Consider the following 19,581-nt stretch of genomic DNA (forward strand, 5'->3'; position numbering starts at 1 on the left):
GCAAGTCCCTCCTAGCCTTTCTCCATACAGCGTATGAAGAAAAGGACAAGGTTAGACCAACATTGTTAAGGGAGTTCAAGCTTGACCGATTTTTTCGAGAGGACAAGATAATACGAAACAAGAAGAACGGCAATACTTAACCAAAACGTCACGTAGCCGATCTCATTTGAATAGGCAGAAAGCATAGAATAACGCGGCATCATTCCAAACACATAATCAATCACATCATTATGTAAAATCCATATGCCTGCTACAACCAAATGACGCATGTGAAAACGATAATACGGCGCAAATAACACAGCCTGTACCGCCATCGCAAAGTGCGAACCAATTAACATATATCCTTCCCACGGAAAATCATCAACAGAAACGAGCACGAAAAGATTCATCCCTACAGCCCATAATCCATATTTGATCAAGGTGACAAGGGCCAGTGCTTCAAAATAAGGAGCGTGGCGTTTCATTAGAAAGGCTAGTAATACAAATAAAAAGAAAAAACTTGCCGTCGGACTGTCCGGTACAAAAGGTAAAAAGACAGCCGGCGTCTCTACGAGCTGCGGAATATACCAGTAATAGCCGTACGCAGTGCCAAGAAAGTTGACAATGAGCACGAGCACAAGCATGTAGCGTGTGGCTAGCAGATATTGAATCCATCTCATATTTCTCTTCACTCACGATCTGTTAAAATCAGAAAAAAGCTGACAGCGCCAGCTTTTTTCTCCTTTTGAGTATATCCTTGTACTTGCATTTAAACAACTGAATTATTTAGATTTGACCTCAGATAAATATTTCGAGAGCTTTTCAAGTTCTTCATCGCTGCCTTTAAAAATGCCCTTAGGCATGTTGCCTTTTCCTTCTACAGCGATTTTCGCAATTTCCTCTGGTGCTAAGCCATTGTCAACAAGTGACGGTCCAGCTGCCCCGCCTTGCATATTATCTCCGTGACAGGAGATACATGTCTGCTCTTGATAAATTTTATACTCTTCAGCTGAGGTATCAATCTCTGCTTCTTTCTTGATTTCACCTTGCTTCGCTGCTGCTTCCCAGTCATGAGTAGCAACAGACTCCCATGTTAAATAGGTTGCTGCACCAACTGCAAGAATCATCATCCCAACTGCAATTGGTCTTCGATATGGCCTGCGTTCAGGACCAGAATCAAGAAATGGTGCGAGTAAAAGAGCACCAAACGCAATTCCAGGCATAATCATTGCGCCAACTACCGTATAGCTCCCTGCAGCAAACTCATATTTTAACAACTGGTATAAAAATAAGAAATACCAGTCTGGCAGCGGAATATAGCCCGTATCTGTCGGATCAGCCATCCGCTCAAGCGGAGGTGCATGAACAACAGTTAGGACAAGAAATCCAATTAAAAAAACAGCACCTACAAGCCATTCCTTTAAAAGAAAGTTCGGCCAAAAGGCTTCGGTTTTTCCCGGATATTCGGAATAGTCTTTAGGTATGTTAGGTTTTCTTTCTGCCGGTATTCTGGAATCTCCGACAAACTTCATCCCTTTTCCCCTATGCAAAGTCATCCCCTCCTCATTGAACATTCATCAAACGCAAAATTTTACAGCGGTCCAGAAATTCCTTGCTTACGAATCATAATAAAGTGGGCAGCCATCAGCCCAAATAATGCCGCTGGCAAGAAAAAGACATGGATAGCGAAAAATCTCGTCAGCGTTTGTGCACCTACAATGTCAGGATGACCTGCAAGCAGCGTTTTAATCTCTTTCCCAATGAAAGGTGTCGCCTCTGCAATTTGAAGACCAACCTTCGTCGCAAATAGCGCCTTCATATCCCACGGTAAAAGATATCCTGTAAAACCAAGTCCAAGCATCACAAAGAAAATGAGCACACCGACAATCCAGTTTAGCTCTCTAGGCTTTTTATACGCCCCTTGGAAAAAGACCCTCAGCGTATGTAAAAACATCATAACAATGACTAGACTCGCACCCCAGTGGTGCATCCCTCTTACAATCTGTCCGAATGCCACTTCATTTTGCAAATAATAGACAGATTCCCATGCGTTTTTAATATCCGGTACATAATACATCGTTAAAAACATGCCCGAAAGGACTTGAATGACCGTCACAAAAAACGTTAAACCGCCAAAACAATACACAAAAGCAGAGAAATGATGTGCTGGATTGACGTGCTCTGGCACTTCATGATCCGCAATGTCTCTCCATATCGGTGTGATGTCCAGCCGCTCATCTACCCAATCGTAAATCTTGTTAAGCATCGTTACCCTTCCCCTTTCGGCACAGCTTTTCCAAGATAGAGGTATCCGTCCTTCACTTGCTGCTTATAATGGTCAAGCGGAGCAAGCGGCGGAGTTCCGGGTACGTTTGTACCATCCTTGTCGTACAGCCCATAATGGCATGGGCAGAAAAATTTGTTTGGATTTTTCGGATCACTGTTCCAGTTCACTGTACATCCTAAATGTTTACAGATTGGCGATAAAGCGACAATTTCATCCCCTTCTTTGTACACCCATGCAGACCTAGATTCCTTTGACTCATACCATGCATCTACTTGATCAATTTTAAAGTCAAAGCGCTTCGGTTCTTTTGTCAGTTCATCTACACTGACAACTTGAACCATATCCTGATCCTCTGTTCCTTTTAGCACAGGGTCAAGCGCAAAGCGAACCATAGGCATGAGCATTCCAGCGGCCATAAATCCCCCCACGCCGGTCAACGTGTAATTCAAAAATTGACGCCTGGACACTCCATGTCTCTTCTCGCTCATTTTTTTCTCCCCCCCTCAGGTCGTCAGCTACTTTATAACTGAATTAGAAAAAATTTCATAAAACTAGGACACCCTCATAATATATCAATCTATTCACAAGGTCAACAGCCTAAAAAGCTATGTACAATGCAAATGTAAGGGTTTTTATGACGGGTTCCATTTTTGTAACAAAAAGTTCAAAATTTGTTCTACACTGTCTTGAATGACTTTTTGCTTTAAATTGACCTTTAAATGCTCAAGCGGAACAGACTGCAATATAAATGCCGATTCGCTCACTTCTAGCTGTTCTTTCCATTTGTTATCAGATGTGATAAACACAACATGCTGAAAATGTTCTTGCAATGATTGTTTTAGTGCAAGTATGTCTTCTTGCTTCCGATTATTTACTTCTAAATATGTATATGGAGGAAAAAGAAACACTCTGCCTTTCAGTTGCCTTTCAAGATCCTCTGCCACAAGCATTGTAAACTCACCTAAAGACACGGTTTGTTTGATATGGCTTGCATTTATCCCAACTAATGGAATGATAGCAGTATCAATGTAATCTTTAGATTGTAAAAAGAGATCCGCGTCCTCCGCCTGAAACTTCATCTAGTTCCCCTCTTTCATCACATAAGCCCTGCCTGTATAGGGCAAGGCTTATTGGCTTGGTTTATGATAATAGGCTTAATTCTTTTGCTAACTTATTAAATGTTTCTTGATCATGACGGTCAAGCGCTTCATCGATTTCTTTCATCAGCCGTTCTTTTTGGAAAGTAGCGATAGAATGCTCTAGCACTTTCTCAGCAAGATCTTTATCTTTTTCATTTTCAAAAAGATCTTTAGGAATATGAGGGTTTGTTTCAAGTACAGCGGCATATTCCGGCGAACGATATGCAGAACGGAAATTCAATTGAATAAACAAATCTTGCTGTTTATTCAAACGAATATCATGAAATGATTTTTCTGCATCTGTCGTCATGATATTTTCTTTATAAAATCTAAAGGGAACTTCATCCACACAGTGTGTTGACATAATAATTCCCCTTGGGCAAAATTCTGCTTGCTCTACAAAATGAACCTTTTCCATCAAAGAGTCGTGACTCATTAAATAATTTAATATCCAAACACACTCTCTTCGCTTTAACTGATAATGGTTTAAGAACCACCGGATAAATTCCTTCTTTTCATTGACAGAAACAGGGGTCTGCATGTTATTCCCTCCTCTATCGTAAATTAAATTGCTATACATGAATTATTCAACAAACCAGTTCTTCATTCCTGCAAACTATAAGGAAATTTCGTCTTCAATTCTTAAAATCGTTTCTTCAATTTCTTCATTCGTGCCATCTTTCTGAAGAACTTTTCGTAATAACGGCAAGGCTTCTTTTTGTCTGCCTTCTTCTAAAAGGAACGAAGCATATTCATATAAAAAGTCACGTTCCTCATCAAAATCAGGCAGAGCAAGTTTGAAATACTCAGCGGCTTCATCGTATTCTTCTCGTCCGACAGAAGCAGAAGCAGCATACCAATTCCATTTTGGATCTTCTTCCCCAAAGCTTTTAACCTCTTTAATCACATCCAGAATTTCATCAAACAGCTCTTCATTTAAATAGATCGCAAGCAGCGTTTGAATCGCTTCAATATATCCTGGATCAAGAGCAAGTGCTTCTTGAAGCAATTTTTTCGCATCTTCCGAATGGCCATTTTTCAAATCAATCTTTGCCCCATATAAATATAACTCTTTGTTATACTCATCCACTTTAATTCCTTCTTTTACTATCTCTAAAGCTTCATGATATAGCCCTTCTTCCTCATAGCTTTTGGCTAAAGGCATATAAAGTGACGAATACGAAGGATCAATATCTTTTAGTTCAGAGAGCTGCTGAATAGCCGTTTTCGTTCTGCCAGCCCTCATCGCTGTAAATCCGTAGCCAAAAAGTGTATTTGGATCCACTTGATCCTTTACAGCCTTTTCATACCATTCAAGGGCATCTTCAAATTCTCCAGCTGTGCTTAATGATTCAGCGAGCCGCTGATATACATTGACACCACCAATTTCATTTTGTTGATCGGCCACTTTGTAGAAATAGTCGGCTGCTTTCTTTGAAAGACCTTGAGAAAAATACAATTCCCCTAAAGCAAAATCAATGACGGCTTCATGAGGTAGTAACTCTTTCGCTTTTAAAAGCTTTTGTTCACTAACTTCAAATAGTCCTTGCATTTGATACAAATCTGCCATTAACAATAAACTCTCTGGATACGCATCGTCATCTTCAGGAATCGTTTCAAGAACTGCTATTGCCTTCTCTTCTTCATCAGAGTCTATTAACAGCTCTGCATAAAAACAGGTTAATCCTGTTTCTTCTGGATATAAATCATGTAAATCACTAATGAGATTCCGTGCTTTATCAATATCTCCCCAGTCATAATATAATTGAGCTGCCTGCGCTTTTTCTTCATCATGAAGATGCTTCTCTGCTTGAGCAAGTGTTTGGAGTCCCTTTTCAGTCTCACCCGCCTCAACTAATTTTATGGCTTCTTGTAATGAACTATTCAAATCAAACCGTTCCTTTCTGTTTCCAAAAACCTAAACTGTTGTTACTTCATATCATAATCGACAGCTGCATATCCAGCAAATATGTTGCTCTTTTAACATGAAGCCATTTTTGTGTTTTGAAGACTCTTTTTCAATCAATACTTTACTAAACTGATGATTTGTAAACCGAATACGCTAAAAAATTGTTTTTGAATCAGCAAAATGCTCTTTTTCAAGGTTTCACCTTGAGACAAGCTATGCTATAGTTCTTTCAAATATGCAAAAGGAAAGAAAAAGCCTGAGGAAATCCTCAGACTGTTTGCGTTAAGTATTCAATGTGTTCAAAGAAATTTGGGTAAGATACACGTACTGCATCTGTATCTTCAATCTCGATTGCTTGCTCTGTTATACATGCCGCAATTCCTAACATCATACCAATTCGATGATCTCCGTAGCTTGAGACGAATGCACCGCCTTTAAGGCTCGTTTTACCATGAATCTTCATTCCATCATCTGTTGCTTCAATATGAGCACCTAGTTTTTTAAGTTCTGAAACGACTGTATCAATCCGATTGGTTTCTTTCACTTTTAATTCAGCAGCATCTTTAATGATCGTTGTTCCTTCTGCTTGAGTAGCTAGGAGCGCAATAATAGGAATTTCGTCGATCAGTCTAGAGATCATATCACCTGAAATGTCGATCCCTTTTAATGAAGAGGTAGAGATCGTTAAATCACCGTACGGTTCTCCGCCTTTAGCATCCACTTCTTGAATGTCGAGGTCTGCACCCATTTGTTTTAGCACATCTATAATACCAGTTCTCGTTTTGTTCAAACCGACATTTCTCAATACAATCCGGCTGTTTGGAACGATAGATCCAGCCACTAAGAAAAATGCAGCGGAAGAAATATCTCCAGGGACAAATACATCTGTTGCTTTTAACGTTTGTCCACCTTCAATTGAAACATTTTGTGCATCTTCATGTAGCGAGACACCAAACATTGATAACATTCTTTCGGTATGGTCTCTTGATTTATGCGGTTCAGTTAACGTCGTTGTTCCTTCTGCCTGCAGTCCAGCTAGAAGGACAGCCGATTTAATTTGCGCACTTGCAACCGGAGACTCATAAGAGATAGCTTTTAAATTGCCCCCACGTATAGAAAGCGGTGTATACTCGCCATTTGCTCTGCCATCGATCTTGGCTCCTAATTGTCTTAGCGGACCTGTTACCCGTTTCATCGGTCTTTTGGCAATACTTTCGTCTCCGATCAGCGTACTGTGGAACTCACAGCCAGCCAAGATTCCCATCATTAAACGAATGGTCGTGCCAGAGTTACCAACATCGAGAATATCGCTCGGCTCTTTAAGTCCTTTTAGTCCCTTACCATGAATGACAACATCTGTACCTTTTTGTTCGATGTCGACACCCATTTTTCTAAAACAATCAATCGTGCTTAAACAATCAGCGCCAGGAAGAAAGTTTTTTACTACTGTAGTCCCATCAGCAATAGCGCCAAACATCACAGATCTATGAGAAATGGATTTATCTCCTGGAATATGAATTTCTCCATTCATAGGAGCACTTTTATGAATTTTCATGTTCCTCACCTCAATCAGCATAAAATGTATCGTAATTTGCTCTATTTTTTATACAGAGTTCTGCCCGCTTTCGATCGTCATCTGTTTGAAAACTAATGCGTAAAATCCCGTTAATGTCTTCTCGCGTTTCAATAATACGGATATTTGTAATACTGATGTTTTCATTTGCTAGATATCCTGTAATTTCCGAAATAACACCAGGATGATCCGGCACATCGACATAAAGATCATAAAAAGCAGGGATCGCTCCTTTTTTCCTCAGAGGCAGGCCGTCGCGATATTCCTTGGCCTCTTGGAAATAAGAGAATAACCCCTCAGCATCTTCTTGTTGCACAAAGGATTCAATGCGGTCAATCTCTTTTTTCCATTCATGAAATCGGTCTAAAATCTTGTTTTTATTGTGCAAAAGGATATCGCGCCACATTGCAGGATTACTTGATGCAATACGGGTAATATCTCGAAAGCCTCCAGCAGCAAACCGTTTTACAAGAGGAAATTCTTCTTCAAAATGATGCGCTTGATGCACAAGACTGGCAGCGACGATGTGTGGAAAGTGACTAATCACACTTGTCACAGCATCATGTTCTTCGGGTGTCATTTCAATGAAATGAGCATTGGTTCCCTTCAGTAGATCCTTCAAACGGTCAACAGCTTGACGACTTGTTACTTTTGCTGGCGTTAAAATGTAGAATGCATTTTCAAATAAAAAGTCTTTCGCTGCAATGACACCTGATTTATGAGACCCTGCCATCGGATGCCCGCCAATAAATTGGTAATGATCAGGCAACGTTTTTTCAGCAAAATGAACGACCTTTTGCTTTGTGCTCCCTACATCCGTAATCGTGAGCTCTCTTTCAATTCCAGATGCCGCAATATCACTTAACATTTTGACGGTTTGTTGTACTGGCGTTGCCAAAATAATCGTTGCTGATGCTTTTAAGCCTTCCATCAAGGACTCGGCAGTCGCGTCGATGATTCCTAGTTTTGTTGCAGCAATCATTTGTTCTTTAGAGACATCATAGCCTACAATTTTTTTATGTGGAAATTCTTTTTTAATCGACAGTGCAATAGAACCACCAATTAAACCGAGCCCAGCAATTAATATGGTTTCGTTTGCTTCATTCATGTTCATCACCTGATTTTTCGCGTAAATTAAACAAGCTGTTTCAATAGCTTATATGTATATTGGATGAGTTACAACGAAAGCCATATCCGATAAACAGGATATGACTTCATTGTTATGCTACGCACGAATGCCTTGTAATAAATCGGCAAGTGTAGTTAGGATTTCTTCATTTTGCTCCTTTGTTCCAACAGTAATACGTAAAGAGGTTGGGAATCCGAGAGCTTGACCAGATCGAACGATATAGCCCTTTTTCAAAAGTGCATTGAACAGCTCATCTGCGTCTCTTTTAAAATCAATCAGCACAAAGTTTGTTTGAGATGGATAGATAAATAATCCAAAACGGTCTGCAAAATCTTGATATTGTTTGAGACCTGCTTCATTTTTTTGTCTGCACGATTGAATGAAGTCTTGATCTTTAATGGCTGCACGTGCAGCTGCCTGAGCGATACGACTTGTATTAAAGGGCTCTCTCGCAGGTTCAATGGCGGTAATCAACTCCTCTGAGGCAACCCCATAACCTACTCGAAGTGCCGCAAGTCCATATGCTTTAGAGAACGTGCGCAGTACAATGACATTTTGATAGGCTTTTAATAGAGATAAACTGTTCGGAAAGTCTTCCGCGCGAACATATTCAAAATATGCTTCATCTAGAACGACAAGCACGTGAGCAGGCACTTGATCTAAAAACGATACGAGCTCAGACTCTGACAAATGATTTCCTGTTGGATTGTTCGGGTTACACACCCAAACGACTTTTGTGTTGTCATCCATCGCATCCAGCATTCCCTTTAGATCATGAGCTCCACCATTTAGAAGTGGTACTTCTCTAATCTCTGCATGCTCAATCACTGCATTGTGACGGTATTGCGGGAATGACGGGGATGGGATCACCGTATTTGTATGTTGATCAAGGAATGCCCTAGCAATAATTTGCACAAGTTCATCTGAGCCATTCCCGAATATTAATTGTTTTTCATTTACTTGAAGAAACTCAGCCAGTTCCGTTCTTAAACTTGCGCTGTATCCGTCTGGATAAATCGCTAAATGTTCAAGTTCAGCTTGTATGGCCTCTCTTGCATGTGTGGAACATCCAAAAGGGTTTTCATTTGAAGCCAATTTCACAATTTTGTCTAATTGATATTCTTTTTTGACCTCTTCAATTGGTTTCCCAGGTTGATACGGTTTTAGCTGTTTTAATTGATCTTTGATTTGCAAAATGTTTCACCTCATTTGAATGAATAGAGGGGACTAAATGTTTTTGCATATGTTTCAAATTCTCTTAAAGCCTCTTGGCGTGTATCACTTGCTACTAATTGTTCTTGAAGCTCTTCAATTTTTTTGACAAGCGCACTGCCGACAACGACACCATCACTCATTTTATTCATTGAGTCTACTTGTTCTCTTGTTGAAATACCAAAACCTACAGCAACTGGTATTTGACTCAACTGTTTTACTTGTTGAATAAAATCTGTAATCGATGCGTCGAAAGATTGTCTGACACCTGTGACGCCGAGAGATGAAACACAATACACAAAACCTTCTGCCTGCTCTACAATTTTTTCTAATCGTTCCTTGCTTGTTGGTGCAACGAGTGATATATATGAAATGTCGTGTACTTGACAGTTCTTCTGCAGCTCGCTACTCTCTTCAAAAGGCAAGTCGGGTGTTAAGAGCCCCGAAATATGATTTTTGCGCAGTAAAGCGAAAAAGTATTCTGTGTCTAATTGTAACACAGGATTATAATACGTAAATAGAATTACAGGAATTTTTACGCCGTTTTTTTTCATCTTTCCTGCTAATTCTATCGCTTTTACGATATTCATACCATGATGAAGTGCTCTTTTAGAAGCTCTTTGAATGACGGGGCCGTCCGCTAACGGATCGGAATACGGAACACCTAGTTCAATCGCATGTGCCCCTGCTGCTTGAAGCGCGAGGGCTAAATCAATGGTGATCTCTTCTGATGGATCACCCGCTATAATAAATGGAATAAATAATTTCTGACCTTGCTCTAATTGAAATGTGATCATTTTGTTTCACCCTCACTTTCAAGCACATTCATTAATGTATGCACGTCCTTATCTCCTCTGCCTGACAAGCAGACAAGGACAATGTCGTCTTCACTCATGTTCTGGCTCATTTCAAACGCTTTTGCTAAAGCATGTGCAGATTCGATCGCTGGCAGGATTCCTTCGTTTTCTGTGAGCAGCTTTAACGCATCTAGTGCTTCTTGATCTGTCGCACTCACATATTGAACCCGGCCGCTCGCATGCAAATACGCATGCTCTGGTCCGATCCCCGGATAGTCTAATCCAGCTGAAATCGAATAAGGCTCAATAATTTGACCAAATTCGTCTTGGATCAAGTATGTCAAAGATCCATGTATGACACCTTTTGTCCCTTTCGTGATGGTCGCTGCATGAAGCGGAGTGTCGATTCCTTTCCCAGCAGCTTCTACACCAATGATATCGACCTCTTCATCTAAGAACGCCCGGTACATTCCTATCGCATTGCTCCCTCCGCCAACACAGGCAACGACTTTATGAGGAAGCTGCCCTTCCTTTTCAAGTATCTGCGCTTTTGCCTCATCTCCGATCATCCGCTGAAATTCACTGACGATTTGAGGATACGGATGAGGTCCAACGACTGAGCCGATCATATAAAAGTGGTCACTGCAATGCTGGACCCAATAGCGGATGGCTTCATTGGTTGCATCCTTTAATGTTCCATTCCCGCTTGTGACAGGTATGACTTCAGCGCCGAGCAGTTTCATTCGGAACACATTGAGTGATTGTCTTTCCACATCTTCTTTTCCCATAAATACAGTGCAGGATAAACCGAATTTTGCGGCCACTGTTGCAGCAGCTACACCGTGCTGACCTGCTCCTGTTTCGGCGATGATATTTGATTTCCCCATTTTTTTCGCTAGCAGTGCCTGCCCAAGCGCATTGTTAATTTTATGAGCGCCTGTATGGTTTAAATCTTCTCTTTTTAAATAGATTTTAGCACCACCGAGATATGCCGATAATTGATCAGCGTATGTGAGTGCAGTTGGTCTGCCTGAATAGTTTTTCAAAAGCGATATATATTCCTTTTGAAAAGCAGGGTCTTCTTTTAATTCACGAAAAGCTTGTTCGATCTCTTCTAGTGGCTGCATGAGCGTTTCAGGAACGAATTTCCCTCCAAATTCTCCATATCTGCCAATCTCATTTGGATATGCGTACATGGTTCAACATCCTTTCTTCGAGCACTTTCATCTTTGTACTGCTTTTCTTTCCGTTTTCTTCTATACCGCTTGAAAGGTCTATGGCGTCTGGACCAAAAGCAAGCAGATCTATTATGGTGTCTGGCGTGATCCCGCCAGCAATGGCGCAAGTTTTTCCCAGTTGTTTTGCATGCTGAACATATGAAGGCACCGCCTCCCATGCAAAAGCTGTTCCAGAACCGCCTCTCATGCCTTTTACTTTCGCATCAATGAGAAAGCCGTCGACACTTGGAGCAAATGCCGTCATATGTTCAAGTGTGTCGTTTACATCGGGCTCGTGATGGAACACTTTCCAAACGAGCGCCTTCGTTTGTTGTTTGATGTCGCTTGCATCTTCTGGCGTCTCATCGCCATGAAGCTGCACAATATCTAAGGGGAGGTTGTTTGTGATCTCGCACACTTTTGGTGTTTTTTCATTCACAAATACCCCCACTATCTCTTTTTTGCATTTTACTTTTGACAGCCAGTGTTTCACTTGATCTGGATCAACTCGTCTTTTACTCGGCGCAAAAATAAAACCGATGGCATCCGCTTGAGATTGCGCGATGCATGCGACATCCTCTTGTGAGACAGCCCCGCAATATTTTAAGTAAGGCTTACTTTTCTTCATTCTCCGAACAATGCCTGAACGGCTTTCTCCTGTGATTGTTCCCTCATTAAAGATTCACCAACAAGAACGGCATTTGCTCCGTGCTGTTTCACAAAGGTCAGATCATCAAATGTCTTTATCCCGCTTTCACTTACTAGTAATACGTCTTTTGGAACAAGTGGCGCGATCTCTTTTGTTTGTTCAACAGTTGTTGTAAACGTATTGAGATTCCGGTTGTTCACACCGATAATCTCAGGAGTGAATAGGTGTAAGATCTTTTCTAGTGTATGTGCTGCATGTACTTCAACGAGGATATCCAGTCCTTTTTCTTTCGCTTCTGTATAGAGCTCATACAGCTTTTGCGGCTCAAGCACCTCTCCAATTAATAAAATGGCATCTGCCCCTATCCGTTTCGATTCTTCTACTTGTATAGAGTCAATAATGAAATCTTTTCTTAAAATAGGACGTGTGATGTGTTCTTTAATAAGAGACAAATATTCGTTTTTCCCTTGGAAAAACGGTTCATCCGTTAAGACAGATAAACAATCTGCATTTGATGCTTCGTATGCTTTTGCTGTCTGTAAAGGATCAAAATGAGGCTGAATGATGCCTTTGGAAGGAGACGCTTTTTTCACCTCAGCAATCAGTCCGATCGAGCGGTGAGGATTCATAAGGGCTTCTTTAAATGATTGTCTTTCATAATGTCCTTCCTCAGGTAATTGCAAGGTTTGCACATGTTCTTTTTTACGGGCGATAATTTGATTAAGCATAGATCTCTTCCTCTTTCGTTTTTTGTTTTAGACGGGCTAATTGTTCTTTAGCTGATCCGTTTTTGATCGTTTCTAATGCTTTCATTGTGCCAGCCATCAGACTCTCTGCTTTTCCTGCCACATATAATGCGGCCCCAGCATTAAGCGCTGTAATATGAAGCGGTGCTCCACCCGCTTGATAATTCAATATATTCTGAATCAATTTGGCGCTTTCTTCTGGTGATTGAACCTGAATGTCTGATAAATGCCCTTTTTCAAGTCCGAAGTCTTCTGGGTTTAACGTATATTCTGTCATGACACCTTTTTTGAGTTCAATGATGTATGAATTTGCTGTAATGGTTAATTCATCCAGCCCATCATCTCCGCAAACAAACAGGACATGTTCTGGCTCTAAAGGAGCAAGAGCTTTCGCCATGAGCTTTGCCTTTTCCTTTGCATACACACCGATGATTTGCTTTTTGGCCTGCATCGGGTGGCAAAGCGGTCCTAATAAGTTAAATACCGTCCGAAATCCGAGCTGCTTGCGTACGGTGGCTACTTGTTTCATAGAAGAATGATAGAGCGGTGCAAATAAAAAGCCCATGTTTTTCTGCTGTATTTGCCGTCTTGTTTCTTCAGGTGTGGATTGAATTTGAATACCAAGACATTCTAGCACGTCAGCACTCCCGCTTTTAGAGGAGACAGAACGATTTCCATGCTTGGCGATTTTCGCCCCAGCAGCCGAAGCAACGATGGCAGCGGCTGTTGATATATTAAATGTTGATAAACCGTCGCCTCCTGTCCCGCACGTATCAACGACATCAAGTGACCTTTCTACTGGTGCTGCATGCTGCCTCACGGCTTTCACGAAGCCTGTCATTTCTTCGGCGGTTTCTCCTCGATGCGCTAAAATAGATAGACTAGCAGCGACTTCAGCATCTGTTAACGAGCCGCTCATCATATCATGCATCAGGCCATTCGCTTCTTTTTCTGATAGTTTTCCTCCATTAACAAGAGCTGATAGTCGTTGATTCATTTGGCACACTCTCCTTTTCTGAGAAAATATGTTCAGCAAGCTGAATGGCTTTTAGAAGTGCTCCTGCCTTATTACATGTCTCTTCCCATTCGTTTTCTGGAACGGAATCAGCGACAATGCCGGCACCTGCTTGTATAGAAGCAGTCTGATGTTTGACGCTCATTGTACGAATAGTAATACAGGAATCGATATTGCCGTCGAAACCAATATAGGCAATACAGCCGCCATACGTCTCTCTTGGCTCAGGCTCCATTTCGTTTAATAATTGCATCGCCCTAATTTTTGGGGCGCCTGTCAATGTGCCTGCTGGAAAAGCGGACATAAGCGCGTCTACTGGATGTGTATCCTGCTTCAGCTTCCCTGTCACAATAGAAATAATGTGCATGACGTGCGAAAAGTTCACGACTTTTGTAAAAGTTGGGACAGACACACTGCCGTATTCTGCCACACGTCCCACATCATTTCGAGCCAGATCCACCAGCATGTAATGTTCTGCTTTTTCTTTTTCATCATCGAGCAACTCTCTTGCTAGTGCATCATCTTCTTCTTTTGTCATTCCTCGTTTTCTTGTACCAGCAATTGGATGGATTTCTAAGTGGCCGTTTTTCGCATGGATTAATCGTTCTGGCGAGCTTCCGACTAAGTCTCGATCTTTTAATTTCATAAAATACATATACGGTGATGGATTGACGATCCGAAGCACACGATATAATTCAAATGAGCTCACTGTCACTGGAATGTCAAAACGCTGAGAAAGTACACCCTGGAAGATATCACCCGCTCGAATATACTCCTTGATTTTTTCGACATCCTTTAAAAATTTTGCTTTTTCATAGGTAGACGTCACCTGTTCAAAAGAAGGGGATTCATTCATATTCCCTGAGATAATCAGTTCTTTCATATCAATTTTTGTATGAAGCTGCTGTATCATCAGTTCAAGCTGCTTTTGATTTTCTCGATAAACCAGAATTTTTTCTTCCTCTGTTTCATGACCGTTCAGCTGCGTGTACTGAATAAAATGAACTTGGTTTGTTTCGTGATCAAATGCGATCATTGTTTGGCAAACAAATAATGTGCAATTATCTGTTGTTGATGCATTCGGATGCGGCTTGACAGACGGCTCAATGTTTGGAATGAGGTCGTAACTTAAGTACCCTACGGCTCCGCCAGTAAATGGGATATCAATTTCAGGTGTCTTGATTTGATATTGCTCTTTCATCCAGTCAAGCAACTCTTTCAGCTCCGCTTTTTGCATCACTGACTTTCCCGCAGCGTCACGAGCAATATAATGGTCTTGCTCGTCATGTAATGTTAAAAAAGGATGTAATCCGATAAAGGAATATCTCGACCAGCTAGAAGATTCGTCTTTGCTTTCTAGCAAATACACAATATCCTGTTTCAGTTTCTCAACAATTTGAATGGGTGAGAGCGTATCAACTGTAATGGTTTCAACAATCGGGATGGTTTTGTAAAACTGACTGTCTCTTAAAAATTGGGTAAGGTTTGATTGGGATTTCATAAGCACACTCCTTAAATGGAATTAAGGAGAATGAGGGGACATCTTGAGGATTTGTTTGAGTATACGAAATAAGCCTAAAAGAGGCTTCGCTCTTTTAGGCAGTATGATTAAATAGAAGTATCGTATCTCTGCTCAACTCTACTCTACTCATCTCAACTACCCTAGTCTCATTCTCATCTTCTCTAAGCTTGCAATGCCGTTCACACCTGTGTGTAAACTTCGGCTGTTCATATCGTATTATAATTCCTTGTTTTTTGTCAACTGTAAATCAGGCCGAAGCGTGACAGCCTCTTCCAAGTATACGTGCTGGATGTCTTCCTGCTTGACATCTGTCTGAACGGTCATTAAAACGCGAATACACTTCTTTAGACCTCCATCAATGTCAAGCTCTTGCATACAAGTAACAGGCACATAGGTCCATCCTTCAAACTGCCTGAGTGCTTTTGCTGGAAAAACAGAGTGAATATCTTGTGTAGCTGAAATCAAGATCTGCACGACACGCTCTGGATCTACTTGATTTTTTGAAATGATCGCTTCTAGCAGCTGCTTCGTTTTGGTTAACACTTCTGTTTCTGTATCTTCTGTCACAGTTGTAGCCCCGCGTATCCCGCGAAACATCATAGACAGCCCTCCTCCCGTTTCCATTCTTCGAGCCAGTGATACAGCTCATCTTTTGTGAAAGATTGCAGGGTGACGTCTCCAACTTGTTTTAGCAAAACAAACTGAACACTCCCGCCTCTTGCCTTCTTATCACCAATCATGCGATCGACAAATGTTTTGGTTGAAATCGTTTGTGTGACTTGTACTGGGAACCCTAGTTCTTTCATCCACACTTTAAGTTTCTCGCGATCTAGGCTGAGTCCTTGCTCTTTTTCACTGACATATAAAGCAAACTGCATGCCAATTGCAATGGCATCTCCATGCGTGATCGCACCGTATCCATACTCCGCTTCAATGGCATGCCCTAGTGTATGACCTAAATTCAAATATGCCCGCACACCTTGTTCTTTTTCATCTTCTTGAACAATGGATGCTTTCACTTGAATCCCTTGATAAAGCATATGTGCCAGTTCATCCTTTGATAATTCTGTCAACGAACGAATGGACATCAGTTCTGATAAAAAGACTTCACTTGAAATCAGTGCATGTTTTATCACTTCTGCAAAGCCTGATCTCAGCTCTATTGGTGAGAGTGTCTCTAGCATACTTGTATCATAGATGACAGCAGCCGGTTGATGAAACGCACCAATTAAATTTTTGCCGAGCGGATGATTGATTCCGGTTTTTCCGCCGACTGCACTATCATGTGCAAGCAGCGTGGTCGGTACTTGAATAAAATCAATGCCTCTCATATAAGTGGCAGCAGCAAAGCCAGCCAAGTCTCCAATCACCCCGCCTCCTAATGCAATGATGCATGAGGAGCGGTCGAGTTGAAATTGGATGGCTTTCGTATGAATCTGCTCAAACTGCTCAAAAGATTTTGATTGTTCTCCGTTTGGCACCACTACTTTTTGTACAGACCATTTCTGTTTAAGTAATTGAACCATTTCATCTCCATAAAGGGCATCGACGGCTGAATCTGTCACGATAAAGAGCTTCGTGTAGGATCGCCCAGTGGAAGTAATCAAGTCTACGATATTTTGTCTAATCCCATCACCGATATATACAGGATAAGTGGCTGAAGACGTCTTCACTTCCAGTGTTTTCATTAAAACTCCCTCTGAAGCTGGCGCATTTTGTCCACATTTTCTTTAATGCGGTCAATTTGATCAAGACCAAACTGCTCAACCACTGCATTGGCGATTTCCCATGCAACGACTGCTTCTGCCACAACACTTGCGGCTGGTACAGCACAGCTGTCAGAACGCTCAATACTTGCAGAGAAAGGTTCTTTTGTCTCAATATCCACGCTTTGCAATGGTTTGTATAAGGTTGGGATTGGTTTCATAACCCCTCTTACGACGATTGGCATGCCAGTTGACATTCCGCCTTCAAGACCACCTAAGCGATTTGTTTTTCTCGTATAGCCTTTTTCTTCATCCCAGATGATTTCATCATGAACTTCACTGCCATTTTTAGAAGCCGCCTCAAAGCCAATACCGAATTCAACTCCTTTAAAAGCGTTGATACTCAGTACTGCGCCCGCAAGCTTGCTATCCAGTTTGCGGTCATAGTGCACATAGCTGCCGACTCCAACTGGCATCCCTTCAACGATGACTTCGACAATACCACCAATTGAATCGCCGTTTTTCTTCGCTTCGTCAATGGCATCCATCATTTTTTGACCAGCTTCACTGTCATAGCAGCGAACAGGTGATTCTTCTGTTACTTTTTGCAAATCTTCAATAGATTCATAAGCGGTATGGGAAGCTTTTACTCCACCAATTTCAAGGACGTGACCAGCCACTTTGATTCCAAGGTGAGCCAAAATTTGTTTCGCTACTGCGCCTGCTGCTACACGAACCGTTGTCTCGCGTGCTGATGAGCGCTCTAATACGTTTCTCATATCACGGTGACCATATTTAATCGCACCATTTAAATCCGCATGCCCTGGTCTTGGACGAGAGATTTGACGCTTCATTTCACTCTCTTCTTCTTCAGTAATCGGCTCTGCACCCATGACCTTTGTCCAGTGCTTCCAATCATTATTTTCAACAACAAGTGCAATAGGAGAACCTAATGTTTTCCCGTGGCGGACACCACTTAACACTTTCGCTTGGTCTTTTTCAATCTGCATTCTTCTTCCGCGGCCATGACCTTTTTGTCTTCTAGCCAGTTCATAATTGATGTCATCCTGCTCTATGTAAAGTCCCGCTGGAACTCCTTCAATAATTGTGGTCAGTTGTGGACCATGTGATTCACCTGCTGTTAAGTACCTCATGACTTATTCTCCCTTCATCGCATTAACGCTTTTAAGTAAAACTATGATAACACACTTCCTACTAAAAAGTCAGCTACTACCCCTTCTTTTGATAAAAGAAAGTATCAGCAGAGGTTAGTCCAAACTTTTCTGGGTGAAAAATTTGTTCTGTAGAACCAACAAATAATACGCCGTTTTGCTTTAAACTGCTGCTCATTTTTAAGTAAATTTCTTCTTTCGCCTCTTCTGTAAAGTAGATGAGGACATTTCTGCACACGATGAGATCCAGCTGTTTTTCATATGGATCTGCTAAAAGGTTGTGTTTCTTAAATTGAATGTGCTTTCGAATCTCATCCTTCACCGTGTAAAATGAAGAATCTTCTTTGGTGAAATATTTTTGCTTGATTTGATCTGGCACCTCTTGCAAAGATCGTTCATGATATCTTCCTTTTTGCGCGGATTGCAGGACTTTATCATCTATATCTGTTGCAATAATTTGGAAGTCCTTCACAAGCGGATGGCTTGATAGCAACATTGAGAGTGTATATGGCTCTTCTCCAGTAGAGCAAGCTGCACTCCATATTTTTAGGGTGCCGCTGTTTTTTGAAAGCAGCGGCAGGATTTTTTGATCAAGTACTTCCCAGCGCTGATAATTTCGGTAAAATTCTGACACATTGATCGTCATTCGATCCATCGTTTCATCTAATAGCGCTTTGTCCTTTTCAAGAGCAGACGCAAATGCCTCAAAATCTTTATATCCTTTTTTATCATAAAGAGATGTTAATCTTCGTTTCATTTGTGCTTCTTTATATAAATTCAGATCTACCCCAGTTAGTTTTTTCCATTTTCCAACAAATACTTGATACTGATCCATCAATGTCCTCTCCTGTCTCATCTATCTTTGTCCTAGTATAGCTGTTTTTATCATAAATTTGTATCATCTCATGCGAAAAATCGTATAGAAATCTCAATATAAAAAAGCCAAAGTGATCATTTGATGAACACTTTGGCTTGAACATTAATAAATCCAGCTTGAGATCGTTTGATCCCAGTTTGTCAGTTCTTCTTGTTTGAAGAAAAGGTTGATTTCTCTTTCGGCACTTTCTGGTGAGTCTGAGCCATGGATAATGTTTTTGCCAACAGTTAATCCATAGTCGCCTCTTATTGTTCCTGGAAGCGCTTCCTTCGGATTTGTCTTTCCAATTATCTGCCTTGTTACGTCTACGACTTGTTCACCTTGCCATACCATCGCAAATACAGGTCCTGACGTAATAAAGTCAACCAATTCACCGAAAAATGGTTTTTCTTTATGCTCTCCGTAATGTGTTTCTGCTACTTCTTTTGGAATGCTAATGAGCTTTGCTCCAACAAGCTGAAGCCCCTTTTTTTCGAATCTTGACACAATTTCACCGATTAATTGTCTTTCCACACCATCAGGCTTGACCATAAGAAATGTTTTGTCCATATACGTTTTCCACCCCGTCGTTATGTATGTATAGGCTTACATTGTTACAAAGTGATCGTATCATTTTTTTTTATAATAATCAATTTTTGACAAAAAATTTCAC

At 41.1% G+C, this 19,581-nt stretch carries 21 protein-coding genes; all 21 read right to left on the reverse strand.

The features are described from left to right. Nucleotides 1-65 precede the first annotated feature (65 nt). The 21 genes from NSQ70_RS10205 to ndk all read right to left on the reverse strand — a co-directional run bounded on the left by NSQ70_RS10205 (nt 66) and on the right by ndk (nt 19,478). Entirely contained in the window at nt 66-659 is a 594-nt protein-coding gene (locus NSQ70_RS10205; protein ID WP_007500909.1) for a DUF1405 domain-containing protein, read from the reverse strand. Between the two features lie 102 nt (nt 660-761). Beyond that, nucleotides 762-1,529: a menaquinol-cytochrome c reductase cytochrome b/c subunit gene (locus tag NSQ70_RS10210; RefSeq protein WP_008344567.1), complete on the reverse strand. Its 768-nt coding sequence runs from the start codon at nt 1,527-1,529 to the stop codon at nt 762-764. A 41-nt stretch (nt 1,530-1,570) separates the two neighbouring features. After that, complete coding sequence (gene qcrB / locus NSQ70_RS10215; protein ID WP_003215804.1) at nt 1,571-2,245, reverse strand: menaquinol-cytochrome c reductase cytochrome b subunit; 675 nt, start codon at nt 2,243-2,245, stop codon at nt 1,571-1,573. Between the two features lie 2 nt (nt 2,246-2,247). Then, nucleotides 2,248-2,754 carry a ubiquinol-cytochrome c reductase iron-sulfur subunit gene (locus NSQ70_RS10220; protein WP_007500911.1) on the reverse strand — a complete coding sequence of 169 codons (507 nt, stop codon included), beginning with the start codon at nt 2,752-2,754 and terminating at the stop codon, nt 2,248-2,250. A 144-nt stretch (nt 2,755-2,898) separates the two neighbouring features. Further along, on the reverse strand, nt 2,899-3,345 hold the full coding sequence (locus NSQ70_RS10225) for a YpiF family protein (RefSeq protein WP_024718515.1): 447 nt from the start codon (nt 3,343-3,345) through the stop codon (nt 2,899-2,901). 61 nt (nt 3,346-3,406) lie between these two features. Then, the gene (locus tag NSQ70_RS10230) at nt 3,407-3,946 is read right to left on the reverse strand and encodes a ReoY family proteolytic degradation factor (protein WP_327855410.1); all 540 of its coding nucleotides are present in this window, start codon (nt 3,944-3,946) and stop codon (nt 3,407-3,409) included. A gap of 75 nt (nt 3,947-4,021) precedes the next feature. Beyond that, nucleotides 4,022-5,293 (reverse strand): tetratricopeptide repeat protein, encoded by a 1,272-nt coding sequence (locus NSQ70_RS10235; protein ID WP_342502140.1) that lies wholly within the window; start codon nt 5,291-5,293, stop codon nt 4,022-4,024. Nucleotides 5,294-5,582: 289 nt separating this feature from the next. Further along, the gene (gene aroA, locus NSQ70_RS10240) at nt 5,583-6,869 is read right to left on the reverse strand and encodes a 3-phosphoshikimate 1-carboxyvinyltransferase (RefSeq protein WP_342502141.1); all 1,287 of its coding nucleotides are present in this window, start codon (nt 6,867-6,869) and stop codon (nt 5,583-5,585) included. A gap of 10 nt (nt 6,870-6,879) precedes the next feature. Next, complete coding sequence (locus NSQ70_RS10245) at nt 6,880-7,995, reverse strand: prephenate dehydrogenase (RefSeq protein WP_045034315.1); 1,116 nt, start codon at nt 7,993-7,995, stop codon at nt 6,880-6,882. A gap of 117 nt (nt 7,996-8,112) precedes the next feature. Further along, nucleotides 8,113-9,210, reverse strand: coding sequence for a histidinol-phosphate transaminase (gene hisC, locus NSQ70_RS10250; RefSeq protein WP_024718511.1), 1,098 nt, complete (start codon nt 9,208-9,210; stop codon nt 8,113-8,115). An 11-nt stretch (nt 9,211-9,221) separates the two neighbouring features. After that, nucleotides 9,222-10,025 (reverse strand): tryptophan synthase subunit alpha, encoded by an 804-nt coding sequence (trpA, locus tag NSQ70_RS10255; RefSeq protein WP_160757563.1) that lies wholly within the window; start codon nt 10,023-10,025, stop codon nt 9,222-9,224. After that, nucleotides 10,022-11,221 (reverse strand): tryptophan synthase subunit beta, encoded by a 1,200-nt coding sequence (gene trpB, locus NSQ70_RS10260; RefSeq protein WP_342502142.1) that lies wholly within the window; start codon nt 11,219-11,221, stop codon nt 10,022-10,024. Before trpB ends, trpA begins: the two co-directional genes overlap by 4 nt. Then, nucleotides 11,202-11,870 carry a phosphoribosylanthranilate isomerase gene (locus tag NSQ70_RS10265; protein WP_058336700.1) on the reverse strand — a complete coding sequence of 223 codons (669 nt, stop codon included), beginning with the start codon at nt 11,868-11,870 and terminating at the stop codon, nt 11,202-11,204. Before NSQ70_RS10265 ends, trpB begins: the two co-directional genes overlap by 20 nt. Then, entirely contained in the window at nt 11,867-12,619 is a 753-nt protein-coding gene (trpC, locus tag NSQ70_RS10270) for an indole-3-glycerol phosphate synthase TrpC (protein WP_058336699.1), read from the reverse strand. Before trpC ends, NSQ70_RS10265 begins: the two co-directional genes overlap by 4 nt. Continuing rightward, a complete protein-coding gene (gene trpD, locus NSQ70_RS10275; protein WP_342502143.1) occupies nt 12,612-13,634 on the reverse strand; it encodes an anthranilate phosphoribosyltransferase in 1,023 nt (340 codons plus the stop codon). Before trpD ends, trpC begins: the two co-directional genes overlap by 8 nt. Further along, complete coding sequence (gene trpE / locus NSQ70_RS10280) at nt 13,606-15,153, reverse strand: anthranilate synthase component I (RefSeq protein ID WP_024718508.1); 1,548 nt, start codon at nt 15,151-15,153, stop codon at nt 13,606-13,608. Before trpE ends, trpD begins: the two co-directional genes overlap by 29 nt. Before the next feature lie 237 nt (nt 15,154-15,390). After that, nucleotides 15,391-15,774 carry a chorismate mutase gene (aroH, locus tag NSQ70_RS10285; protein WP_008344549.1) on the reverse strand — a complete coding sequence of 128 codons (384 nt, stop codon included), beginning with the start codon at nt 15,772-15,774 and terminating at the stop codon, nt 15,391-15,393. Next, nucleotides 15,771-16,862, reverse strand: coding sequence for a 3-dehydroquinate synthase (aroB, locus tag NSQ70_RS10290; RefSeq protein WP_138278683.1), 1,092 nt, complete (start codon nt 16,860-16,862; stop codon nt 15,771-15,773). Before aroB ends, aroH begins: the two co-directional genes overlap by 4 nt. Next, nucleotides 16,862-18,034 (reverse strand): chorismate synthase, encoded by a 1,173-nt coding sequence (gene aroC / locus NSQ70_RS10295; RefSeq protein WP_007500947.1) that lies wholly within the window; start codon nt 18,032-18,034, stop codon nt 16,862-16,864. The genes aroB and aroC overlap by 1 nt, the downstream gene beginning before the upstream one ends. Before the next feature lie 76 nt (nt 18,035-18,110). Beyond that, the gene (locus NSQ70_RS10300) at nt 18,111-18,887 is read right to left on the reverse strand and encodes a protein-glutamate O-methyltransferase CheR (protein ID WP_008344547.1); all 777 of its coding nucleotides are present in this window, start codon (nt 18,885-18,887) and stop codon (nt 18,111-18,113) included. A 144-nt stretch (nt 18,888-19,031) separates the two neighbouring features. After that, a complete protein-coding gene (gene ndk, locus NSQ70_RS10305) occupies nt 19,032-19,478 on the reverse strand; it encodes a nucleoside-diphosphate kinase (RefSeq protein ID WP_342502144.1) in 447 nt (148 codons plus the stop codon). Nucleotides 19,479-19,581 lie beyond the last annotated feature (103 nt).

The sequence above is a fragment of the Bacillus sp. FSL R5-0397 genome (assembly GCF_038593395.1).
GTDB lineage: Bacteria > Bacillota > Bacilli > Bacillales > Bacillaceae > Bacillus > Bacillus altitudinis.